Annotated in this window: 12 protein-coding genes and 1 pseudogene; 1 reads left to right on the top strand and 12 read right to left on the bottom strand. The window is 62.7% G+C overall.

Annotation, left to right across the window (positions count from 1 at the left end; genetic code table 11):
• Positions 1-20 precede the first annotated feature (20 nt).
• From VMX79_08170 to mutS, 12 genes and pseudogenes are all read right to left on the bottom strand, one after another.
• Positions 21-416, bottom strand: coding sequence for a helix-hairpin-helix domain-containing protein (locus VMX79_08170; GenBank protein HUV87074.1), 396 nt, complete (start codon positions 414-416; stop codon positions 21-23).
• A 167-nt stretch (positions 417-583) separates the two neighbouring features.
• Positions 584-829, bottom strand: a complete 246-nt coding sequence (locus VMX79_08165; GenBank protein ID HUV87073.1) for a hypothetical protein — start codon at positions 827-829, stop codon at positions 584-586.
• A 112-nt stretch (positions 830-941) separates the two neighbouring features.
• Positions 942-1,403 (bottom strand): FxLYD domain-containing protein, encoded by a 462-nt coding sequence (locus VMX79_08160; protein HUV87072.1) that lies wholly within the window; start codon positions 1,401-1,403, stop codon positions 942-944.
• 98 nt (positions 1,404-1,501) lie between these two features.
• Positions 1,502-1,624: pseudogene (locus tag VMX79_08155) on the bottom strand (modification methylase).
• 128 nt (positions 1,625-1,752) lie between these two features.
• Entirely contained in the window at positions 1,753-2,202 is a 450-nt protein-coding gene (locus VMX79_08150) for a hypothetical protein (GenBank protein HUV87071.1), read from the bottom strand.
• Positions 2,203-2,292: 90 nt separating this feature from the next.
• Entirely contained in the window at positions 2,293-2,658 is a 366-nt protein-coding gene (locus VMX79_08145) for an HTH domain-containing protein (protein ID HUV87070.1), read from the bottom strand.
• Positions 2,659-3,028: 370 nt separating this feature from the next.
• Positions 3,029-3,763, bottom strand: coding sequence for a cytochrome c biogenesis CcdA family protein (locus VMX79_08140; protein ID HUV87069.1), 735 nt, complete (start codon positions 3,761-3,763; stop codon positions 3,029-3,031).
• A gap of 15 nt (positions 3,764-3,778) precedes the next feature.
• Entirely contained in the window at positions 3,779-4,345 is a 567-nt protein-coding gene (pth, locus tag VMX79_08135; GenBank protein HUV87068.1) for an aminoacyl-tRNA hydrolase, read from the bottom strand.
• Positions 4,346-4,375: 30 nt separating this feature from the next.
• Positions 4,376-5,065, bottom strand: a complete 690-nt coding sequence (locus tag VMX79_08130) for a 50S ribosomal protein L25 (GenBank protein ID HUV87067.1) — start codon at positions 5,063-5,065, stop codon at positions 4,376-4,378.
• 36 nt (positions 5,066-5,101) lie between these two features.
• The gene (locus VMX79_08125) at positions 5,102-5,446 is read right to left on the bottom strand and encodes a histidine triad nucleotide-binding protein (GenBank protein ID HUV87066.1); all 345 of its coding nucleotides are present in this window, start codon (positions 5,444-5,446) and stop codon (positions 5,102-5,104) included.
• A 4-nt stretch (positions 5,447-5,450) separates the two neighbouring features.
• A complete protein-coding gene (locus VMX79_08120; GenBank protein HUV87065.1) occupies positions 5,451-6,278 on the bottom strand; it encodes an RsmE family RNA methyltransferase in 828 nt (275 codons plus the stop codon).
• Between the two features lie 19 nt (positions 6,279-6,297).
• Positions 6,298-8,868, bottom strand: a complete 2,571-nt coding sequence (mutS, locus tag VMX79_08115; protein HUV87064.1) for a DNA mismatch repair protein MutS — start codon at positions 8,866-8,868, stop codon at positions 6,298-6,300.
• Positions 8,869-9,085: 217 nt separating this feature from the next.
• Between mutS and VMX79_08110 the strand changes: the two genes are divergently transcribed.
• Positions 9,086-11,035: C25 family cysteine peptidase (locus VMX79_08110; protein HUV87063.1), on the top strand; the 1,950-nt coding region annotated here is incomplete at its 3' end.

The following is an 11,035-nucleotide window of genomic DNA, read 5'->3' as shown; positions in this document are numbered from 1 at the left end:
CGCGGGCGGCTTTTCTTTTGCTACTCCGGCGCTGCGCACGTTATATACGGCGCGATCTTTTCGACCGTCGCCGGGCCTATACCTTTTACTTTGGCCAGGTCTTCCGGCTTCTCGAACGGGCCGTGGCTTTCCCGGTACGCGACGACGCGCGCCGCGTACGCGGGCCCTATTCCCGGCAGCGCGCACAGCGCCGCGGCGTCGGCGGCGTTGACGTTGATTTTTTCGGGGGCGGCCGCCTCGGCCAACGCCGCAGCCTCGAGCGGCGGCTTAACCTCGGCGAGGTCGAACTCCGCCTCGAGCGGCTTCGGCGGCGGCGGCGCCCTCTCGCCCCGCAATACTTTAACCGCGGCGCCTACCGCGAGCGCCGCGACGAGGAAGATAAGGACGAGCCGTTCCTGGCTGGTTAGATGAAACAAGTTTACCTAAAACTGCACGTAGCTGCGGGGATTGTGGTGGGTTTGACGGCTTTTAGCGGCCTTACCGGCTGCCGTAAAGACGAATCTAGCCGGGTCGCCTTGACCCGGCCTACGAGCCACGAGTAGCGGCCGCGCATGAAGATGTAGATGTAGACGGCGCGGGGCATTTAAAACTTACTTAAGGATTTCCCGATCTCGATCCCGGCTTTTATCATATTATAAAACCACCATGCGGCCCATACGAAAGTAACGCCGGCGAGCATGATGTTGATGATGCCGAGGACGATTTTGGCCGAACGTTCCATGTACGTACCTTTTGCGATTTTTACGAACCAATTCGAGGCTATGTCGACGCAACGGAACAATACGTATACCGCTACGATCACAGCCAGGAAGTCAGCGAATAGCGCCATCCTTTTACCTCCGCGTTGAGACGGTTATTGTTAAGGTTCACCCCCACGTGCGTGGGGACGGTAATTTATTTCGCGGTTTAAGGGCGCCTTCGCGACGGAAAAAAGCCTAAAATCAATCGGCTTTTATTAAAATCCTGCTTAAATCCACCTTACAGGGACGGGATATAGAACAATTAAATTCCCACGTCTCTCCCGGTGCCAATCTGGTCGTGGTGTCATAAGCTATACCTTTAAGTTCCCCGTTAGGGTGTTGCGTGAACACTGTAACTGTAATGCTATTATACCTAAGGTCACCGTTATTGATAACCTTACCAACAACGGAATCTTCTAAAAGACCACTTTTCCACCTTACGTCCGTAATATCCAACGGGTATTTACCTACTTCGTATTCGTGAAGGCGGAACTCCACCGGCGCGACGGGAATTGTCGCGGTGTACTCTTCGGAAAATTGTGCCCACCACGCTTTAGGCCCCATAACGATTATCGGTGTCAAACCCGCGGCCAAGCAAAGGAGACCGAAGACCGCTACCGTTCCTACAGTTATTATTAAAACCAATTTCGATGTCTTACTCATTTCCGCTACCGCCTCAGTTAAGGCTTAACTACCATATCCTAATCGCCGCCGTTACTCGGCTTTTTCGGCGCCGCCGCCCGGGAACCGTTTTGCTCGCCAAATAGGACGTTGTAGGTGGCGTTACTATTGAACGGCGGGTCCAGATAGACGAGGTCCACCGACTCGTCGGCAACGTACCGCCGGAGAACGTCAAGGTTATCGCCGTAGTATAGGGTATTCATATAACTTATTTTTATTTACCCACGGTGCTACCAGCAATACCTGCTGCCAGGTTTCGCCCCGCGTTTTCAACGGGTGTCTTCCGCGGCGATAGCCGCATACCCGCTACCCGACAGTTATAGAGCGGGGCCTATTCCGGGTAGATCGTGATCGTCGCGCAGTCACTGTGGATTTCAGAGGAGGAGAGCTTCCCGGGTTTGTATTGCCAAATTGCCGAGACTTCGGCGGTAACCGTTTTGACGCCCTTGTGTTTTCGGGTACCGAGGAAAACGGTCAGGTCGTTTTGGATCCCGTCTTTGTTTAAATACCAGGAGGCGTCCGTACCGCCCGCGCCGGAGAAATCGACTTTGACATTCCTCAATGCGCCGATTTTAAATTCGATCGGCTTGATATCCACGCCGACGTCGACTTTTACCGGGAACGGCGGCGGCTTAACCTCGGCGAGGTCGAACTCCGCCTCGAGCGGCCTCGGCGGCGGCGGCGCCCTCTCGCCCCGCAATACTTTAACCGCGGCGCCTACCGCGAGCGCCGCGGCTAAAAATATAAAGACGAGCCGTTCTTGCTTAGTCAGGTAAATCAAGCCGACCTGGACCGCTCCTGCCCTTTCGCCTAATAAACCTCCGCTATCCGGTCCCGGTAGAACCGCCGTTATCGCAACTAATACCGCGTACTAGCCGTTGTCGCCGTTACCGCCGCTGGAGGCGTGCGATATCCGGTTTTCGATTTTGCTCAGCGCCGCGCGCATGGCCGGCGTGAAGAAACCGCTTCCGCCGATCAGCTCCATCGTTTTGAAGACGTGTTTCATCGCCAGCAGTTCTCTTCGGGTAAAAGCCGTGTCGCCGGCGCGCGCCTCGCGCAAAACGCGGTAGCCGTGGTCGTAGTATATGGGTACTAAGTCGGAGAGGTCGACGACGTCGCGGTAGATGGTCCGCTCGGAGACGCCCAACGTCTCCGCCAGTTCAGCCGCGCGATAGCCCTTATCGGTACTCAAAATACTCGCCAGGCAAAAAAGCCGCTCCGCCTTTTTCCTCGTCATGACTCCGCGTAAACAGTACCCCGCTTTGTACCCGGTCGCCTCGGCAACGGCCAAAAAAGCACAACCACACGCGCCGAGGGGTTTCTTTGGTCCTTTGTTCCCTAAGCGTCGGTAGTATTTATAATAAAAAATGAGTATGCCGTTGTGTGTTAATTAAACTAGCAAAAAGCACGCCATTTGCACAACGTGTTTATTATTTAACAATTTAAGCCTTTTACGTTTTGGCATAGCCGGCCACTTGGCCGCCGATTTTGGCGGATATGGCCAGGTTTAAAGCGTACGTAAACCATAACTATCTGGCGAATAACTAAATGTAAAAACCGCCAGAAGTGGCGGTTTTTTTTAAATATGGCGACCAGCGGCGCGTTTATTAGAAGCCCAAGTTGACGAAGCCGAGTTTTCCCGCGAGCCACCCGAGCTTGTTGAATAATATTATGTGGCCGAACTCGATCAGGAGGATGCCGCCCACGACCTCAATAGTACGGAAATGTCGCTTTACCTTTTGAAACGCCGAGAGGAACGAGTTCACCGCGACCGCGGCCAGCAGGAACGGGACCGCGAGGCCGAACGAGTATACCAGCAGCAGGAAGAACCCTTGCCAAACCGTATGCTGGTTGCTCGCCAGGAAGAGGAGGCCCGCCAGAAAAGGCCCGATGCACGGCGTCCAGCCGAAGGCGAACGCGAGGCCGACGACGAACGTACCCAGGATGCCCCATCGTCCCTTCTTGCCCTCGAAGCGCTTTTCCATAAGGAGAAATTTTATGCGGTACGCGCCTACCATGTGAAAGCCGAGGACGATGATGATAATGCCGGCGATCTGGTTGAAGAGCATCTTGTGGGTTTGGAGAAAGGAGCCGAGCTCGGTGGCGGTTATGCCCATCGCCAGGAACACGACGGTGAAGCCCAGGCAGAAGAACGCGGCGTGCAGGAGCGTATTGAGCATTATCTGGCCGCGGCGCTCCTTCCCGGTGAGCTCCTCGAAGGTATGCCCGGATATGTACGACAGGTACGCCGGCACGAGCGGGAGCACGCACGGCGATATGAAACTTAAAAAGCCGAAGACCAGCGCCAGGCCGGCGCCACCCAAAGAGAAAGATATGTCCACGAGTACTCTCCCGCGTTAATCGTTGAAGGCCGTCATCGCCCGGGCCGCCCCCTCGGCGAGCCACGCTTCCGCGGCGGCCGCGGCGCGTTCCAAAGCGGCGCCTACGGCGTCGGCCTCCTCGAGCGGCGACAGCACGTACGTTGCGGCGTCGTCGCCGGGAGGAGCACCCACGCCTACGCGTAGGCGGGCGAAGTTTTGCGTGCCCAGTTCGTCTATTATCGACTGGAGGCCCTTGTGGCCTCCGGCGGAGCCTTTTTCGCGCAACCTTATCTTGCCGGGCGGTAGGTCAATATCGTCGGATATTACTAGGATGTTGCCCGTGCCGAGCTTCAGTCCTTCGGCCGCGGCGGCCACGGCGTACCCCGACAGGTTCATATAGGCCCGCGGCTTCACGAGCCAGACGTCGCGGCCCGCGATGCGCCCTTTGCCGCACGCCGACTGGAAGCGGCGGCGCCACAGGCGAATGCGGTGGCGCCGGGCGAGGACGTCGACCGCCATCGCGCCGGCATTGTGCCTCGAGCCGGCGTACCGCCGGCCCGGGTTCCCGAGGCCGAATACGGCGTAAGTGTTAGGTCCGGCCACGACGCTGCGCGCCCGTCCGCGCCGTAGTTATTAGGAGGAGGTTTCCTCGGCGGGCGGGGGAGCTTCCTCCTCCCCTTTTTCGGCGGCTTCGCCCTCTTTGCCCTCCGCCTCCGCCGCGGCTGCCGCGGCGGCCTCTTCCTCGGCGATTATATCGGCGCGGGCCATACGCGGCGCTTTGACGACGACCAGCGCCGTGTCGGCCGGGTCCAGGAAGGTAACCCCCGCCGGCGGCGCGACGTCTTTTAGGTGCATCGATTCGTCCAGCTCCAGCCCCGAGAGGTCGTACGTAACGTTCTCCGGGATGTCGTGCGGCAGGCACTCGACGCGGATTTCCCGCGTCAAGTATTCAACGACGCCGCCCTCTTTTTCGCCTTCCGAATGGCCGGTGGCCGTTATGGGTATCGTAACCTGGATGGGTTTCCCGGCCGTCACCCGGAGGAAGTCCACGTGATGGATTTCGTCGCCCAGGGCGTCGTATTGAATCTCTTTGATAATGGCGAGCGTCTCTTCGCCGTCGCCCTCTACCGCCAGCTCGAGGATGGCGTTGGCCGAGCCGGCGCGCAGCGAGGCCCGGAAGTCCTTCTCTTCCACCGTTACCGGGACGTTGGGACCCTCTGCCCCGTAGACCACGGCCGGGATCAACCCCTGGCGCCTCATCGCGCGGCCGTGGCGTTTTTCCGTGGCCTCGCGCTTCGTTACCGTCATGCTAATTCGTTTCATCGCTATTCACACCCGATTGTGTTGGTCGAAATGCCGCTAGCCGAGCCGGGGCTCGAGCGGGCGGCCCCCCAACAGATGTACGTGAAGATGGGGAACGATTTGCGTCGCGTCGGCGCCGGTATTTATGACCAGCCGGTAGCCCGACGCCGATACGCCGAGCCGGCGCGCGAGCCGTTGCGCCGCCATTATCATATGGCCCGCCACGGCCGCGTCCTCGTCGCTAAGCTCGTCCACGTTGGCGAGATGCTTTTTGGGAACGATGAGCGCGTGCACCGGCGCCATAGGCGATACGTCGGCGAAGGCCACGACGACGTCGTCTTCGTACAGCGGCTCCGTCGGGAGTTCGCCCGCGACTATTTTGCAGAATATGCACTCTTCCATAGTTTTACCCTCCGCCGGGCCGGACGGGGCCCAGGTCGCCGGCGGCGTAGAATATCAACGTGCACGCTACCGGCCCCGCCAGCTCCGCCCGCAGGCGCCGGGGCCCGAGGTCCAGCGGCCTGAACGCCGCGGCCGCGGCCCGCTTTTCTTCGTCGGCGTCGAACCCGCCCTCCGGCCCCACGGCCACCAGGAACCTGCTGGGCCCGGGTTTGCCGCGGCCGACGATTCCCGCCAACGGCCGGGCGTCGGCGTCGCGCTTGCATATGAAGGCGACGTCGAAATCGCGGCCGCGCGCCAGCACGTCGGCGAACGTTTTGGCGGCGTGTATTTTGGGCACGACGGCGCGGAGCGACTGTTTGACCGCGGCCGCCGCCACGCCCTCGAGGTGCTTTATCTCCCGGGTCGTAAACTCCCGCCGCTGCGACCGCGCGCATTCGAAGAATACGAATTCGCTAACGCCCAGCGCCGTGGCCTGCTCCACGACTTCGGCCAGCTCGGCCGGCTTGAGGAGCGCTTGCGCCAGCGTTACCCGGGCCAGCGGCTCGCGGCTGCGACGCGTCGTCCGGAGCACTTTGCCGAGCAGGCCGTCGGCGGTGCGGATTTCGACTTCCGCTTCGTATTCGACGCCGCGACCATCTATGGCGACGAACGGGTCGCCGCGGCCGAGCCGCAAAACGTTCTTGGCGTGGTGGCCTTCCGCCCCCGCGAGCCGGACGATGCCGTCGCGCACGTCGTCCGGGGCTATAATAAAACGAGGCGGCGGTTCTCCGCCCCGGCGTTCCCGGCCGGCCGACCCGTCGCCGGCCCTCGAATCCGATGGGGAATTTACCATAAATTTACGTCGGGCGCAACTACTCCTTGCCCGGTTTCTCGCCGGCCTCCCGTTCCAGGAGTTTACGCAGCTCGTAGAGGGCGTCCAGCGCCGCGCGCGGCGTCATACGGTCCGGCTCGAGCGCCGCGACGTACTCCTCGATTATCGGCGGCCGGGGCGTGAACAGGCCCTGTTGGTCGGAGTTCTCGAGCGATGCCCGGGGCCCCCGGCCCGCCTCCAGTTCCTCCAGAATTTGGCGCGCGCGGGCGAGTATGGCCGGCGGGAGGCCCGCCAGCCGCGCCACCTGGATGCCGTACGAGCGGCTGGTCACGCCGCGCGTCACGCGCCGCAGGAAGTGGACCTTGCCGCCCGCCTCCCGCACCGTTACGGTGTAGTTGACGACGCCGGCGCCGCCCTCGGCCAACGCCGCGAGCTCGTGGTAGTGGGTGGCGAAGAGCGTTCGGCCTTGCGTGTTCTCGGCCAGGTATTCGGCTACGGCCCACGCCAGGCTTAGGCCGTCGTAGGTCGACGTCCCCCGGCCTATCTCGTCCAAAAGTATAAGGCTGCGCGACGTGGCGTTGTTGACGATGTCGGCGGTCTCGGTCATCTCCACCAGGAAGGTGGAGCGGCCGCGCGAGAGGTCGTCCGCGGCGCCGATGCGCGTGAAGATGCGGTCGACGGGCCCTACGGTCGCGCGGCGCGCCGGCACGAACGAGCCCGCCTGCGCCAAGAGCGTTATCAACGCCGCCTGGCGTAGATAGGTCGACTTGCCCGCCATATTGGGGCCGGTGAGGACGACGAACCGCTCGTTCTCGTCGAGGTGCAGGTCGTTGGGGACGAAGGGCTCGTCGAGGTAGAACCGTTCCACGACCGGGTGGCGGCCGTCCTCGACGTCGAGCACCGGCTCGTCCACGATTTCGGGGCGGGCGAAGTCGTTCTCGAGCGCGGCCTGCGCGTACGACGCCATCACGTCCAGCTCCGCCGCCGCGGCCGCGACGCGGTTGAGCCGTCCGACGTGCCCGGCGAGCTCGGCGCGCAGCTCGACGAATATCTCCCGCTCCAGCGCGGCTATCTTCTCGTCCGCGGAGAGCGCGGTCTCCTCGTACTCCTTGAGCGTCGGCGTTACGAACCGCTCGGCGTTGACGAGGGTTTGTTTGCGGATGTAGTCCGCCGGGACCTTGTCCTGGTTGGCCTTCGTGACCTCGACGTAGTAGCCGAAGACTTTGTTGTACCCGACCTTGAGCGAGGTGATGCCGGTGCGTTCGCGCTCGGTGCGCTCCAGGCCGGCGATATACTCCTTGGCCTGGGCCGAGCGGTCGCGGAGGTCGTCGAGCTCGGCGCGGAAGCCGCGCCGGATGATGCCGCCCTCGGCCAGCGTCGCGGGGGCCTCGTCGGCGAGCGCGTCGGCGATAAGTTTCACCAGGTCGGCCACGTCCACCAGCTCGCGGCCCACGTCCGCCAGCAGCGGCGCTTCGGCGCCGGCCAACGCCCGCCGGAGCTCGGGCACGAGCGCCAGGCTGCGCCCCAGCGCGTGGACGTCGCGCGGCGTCGCCGTCCCCAGCGCCACCCGGCCGGCGAGCCGTTCCACGTCGGCGCAAGGCCGGAGGATTTCGCGGACGCGGTGGCGGACCTCGCTTTCCCGGAGCAGCACGGCCACGGCCTCCAGCCGCCGGTCGATGGCGTCTTTGGAGAGCAGCGGCTCGGCCAGGTAGCGCCGGAGGAGGCGCGCGCCCATGGCGGTGCGCGTCCGGTTCACAAGCTCGAAGAGGGTGCCGCCGCCCGGGCCGGGGTGCTCGAATATCTCGAGGTTGCGCACCGTCGTGGCGTCGAGGTACATCCGGTCGCCGAAGGCGCGCGTTTTGACGGAGACGATGTGCGACAGCGGCCCGAGCGAGGTGGCCGCGGCGTACCGCAGAAGGGCCCCGGCCGCGGCGACCGCGGCTTCCTCGCCCTCCAGGCCGAAGCCGGCGAGGTTGGCCACGCCGAAATGGTCTTGCAGGAGCGCCGCGCCCTCCGCCGTCGAGAAGTCGACGGCCTCGCGGTACGTCAGCGGCGCGTCGTTCTCCGACAGGCCTTCCGGCAGCGGCGCGCCGTCCTCGGCCAGCACCTCCGCCGCCCGCCACGACGCGACGAGCGACGCCGCGGCCGCGGCGTCCAGCGCGGGCCAGACTTCGAAGGAGCCGCCGGCCAGCTCGAGCCGGGCCGCGGCCCACCTGTTCCGCTTGAACGCTACCGCGACGACGTACCGCGTCTCCGAACTGGCCAGCAGCTCGTCCTCGTACACCGTCCCCGGCGTAATGACGCGGACCACCTCGCGCCGCACCAGCTCCTTGGCCTGGGCCGGGTCCTCGGTCTGGTCCGCGACCGCGACCTTGTGGCCGGCGTCCAGCAGTTTGGCGACGTAGCCGGTAGCGGCGTGGTGGGGGAAGCCGCACATCGGGACGCGGTTCTCGCCCTTGCCGCGGCCGGTGAGCGTCAGGCCCAGGAGGGCGCTCGCGGCTTCGGCGTCCTCGTAGAACATCTCGTAGAAGTCTCCCAGACGGAAGAATATTATCGCATCCGGGTAACTTTCTTTGATGGCGCGGAATTGCCTGAGCATCGGCGTCGTCATAGGCTGTTGCCGTCTCCGCCGACATAGTATAAAAACGGGCGGGGCGGCGCAAGGGGTTTTTAGGGTGCGGGCCGGCCAGGCCGCGGTATAATAATTTCGCGTAAAAAACCTTGGCACGCTTAACCTGACGTGTTATAATGTATCAGGGAAAAGTGAGTAATAAAGTCATAATAAGGCCGGAACGGTTTTATTCAATCCGCTGTAGGAGGAATGTCGAATGAAAAAAGGGCTGTGGCTGGCGGTATTCTTGGCGGCGTCCGCGTTCGCCTATACCGTGCAAATCGATACGGTCGACGTCCAGGTAAACGGTTCGTCCGACCCGGCGTTTCTGGGGTACGACGTCGTCACCTTGAAGGACGCGACCGTGCTACCCGGCGAGCCTGGAGAGCCGAACTTACCGGCGGTTATAGTAACGGTAGCGTTGCCCAAGGGCACGAAGATCGCGTCGGTCGACGTCTCGTACGGCGAACCGGTCGTACTTCCCGGTACGCACCGCGTTATGCCGCTGCAGGAGCCTACGCCGGTAAGCGCGGGTGAATCGCGACCCACGCCGGCGGACGCGGCGGTCTATTCGTCGCACGAGCCGTTCCCCGGCAAGTTGGCGTACTCCTTCGAGAGCGGCAACATGGGCGGCTACGGCGTGGGCAGCGTCGTCCTGGCGCCGGTGCAGTACGTCCCGGCGACGGGTAAGTTGACCGTATATCCGGTAATCGATTTCAAACTGAACCTGACGCGCGCCGCCGAAAACGTCTACCCCAAAGTGCGGCTGGATTGGTTGGACCGCGACATCCGCGAGAGCCTGGCGGCGACGGTCATCAATCCGTGGGAAGTGACGTCGCCGAGCGGCGTGCGCTTGCTCGATGGCCGCGACGGGCTGGACGCCGACGTCTTCCCCTACCTGATTATTACGAACACGACGCTCGAGGCCAAGGCGAAAGAGCTGGCGGACTGGAAGACCAAGAAAGGCCTTTACGCCGCGGTGGTAACGATGACCTTTATCGAGAGCAATTACACCGGCCGGGACTCGGCGGAGAAGGTCCGCAACTGCATTAAGGATTACTACGAGAATAAAGGTACCCAATACATTTGCCTTATCGGGGCCGATTCCGTCATCCCGGTGCGCAAGGTGTACGATTCCAGGTACTCGACGCAGGAAGGCGACCACCTCGTTCCGACCGACAACTACTACGGCTGCCTGGACGGCGATTTCAACGCCGACGGCGACGGCTATTGGGGCGAGTACCCCGGCGACAACGTCGACTGGGTGTACGACGTTTACGTAGGGCGCATCCAGGTCTCGAGCGTGAGCGACCTGGGCGAGGTTATCGACAAGACGTTGTGCTTCGAGGGCGCCGCGGCTTCGACCGAGACGAACCCCTACGACTACCACAACCTGGTTATCCTCGCCGGCGGCTTCCTCGACTCCTCGACCAACGAGAAGTACCTGATGGAGTACGTACGCGATAACTACCTGACGTCGTCGCACTGGACGTTTACGGAGCTCTGGGACAATAACTACCCGGGCGGCGCCGTCTTCAATTCCACCAACTTCATCTCCCATATGGACCTGGGTAAGGGGCTCATAGGCCACGCCATGCACTGCAACACGACGGTGCTGGGGACGAACTCGGGGAGCGTCTACAGCTCCAATCTCCGGAACCTCACCAACCATCCCAAGTTCTTCGGCGTGCTGTACAGCACGGGTTGCTACCCGAGCAACACCGACAGCGCGAGTAACTGCGCCGCCTATTTCGTCAGCGCGCCCGACGGCGGCGGCGTCGGCTTCGCCGGCAACACGCGCTACGGGTGGTACATGCCGGGGAACCCGGCCTCCGGCGCGTCGGCCGATTTCTTCAGGGAATATTTCAACCAGTTCGGCCTCAACGACGTCTACGAGGCCGGCAAGCTCATGGCGCTGCACAAGCACCCGCTGCAGGGGACCGTGAGCAACACGACCATGCGCTACATCTACTTCGAGCTCCTCCACAACGGCGACCCCGACATCCGGATACCGACCGGCAACATCGGCACGCCGAACGTTACGTACGAAGACAGCATCCAGGCCGCGCCGCAGACGTACGAGGTCCACGTGGGCGATTCGGCGGACGGCGACGTGGAGGGGGCGCTGGTGTGCGTGTGGAAGGGCGACGAGGTATACGCCGCCGAC

The organism is bacterium, assembly GCA_035529855.1.
Classification (GTDB): domain Bacteria; phylum RBG-13-66-14; class B26-G2; order WVWN01; family WVWN01; genus WVWN01.
The sequence above is the reverse complement of the archived record's forward strand: the minus strand, read 5'-3'. Positions and strand labels throughout refer to the sequence as shown.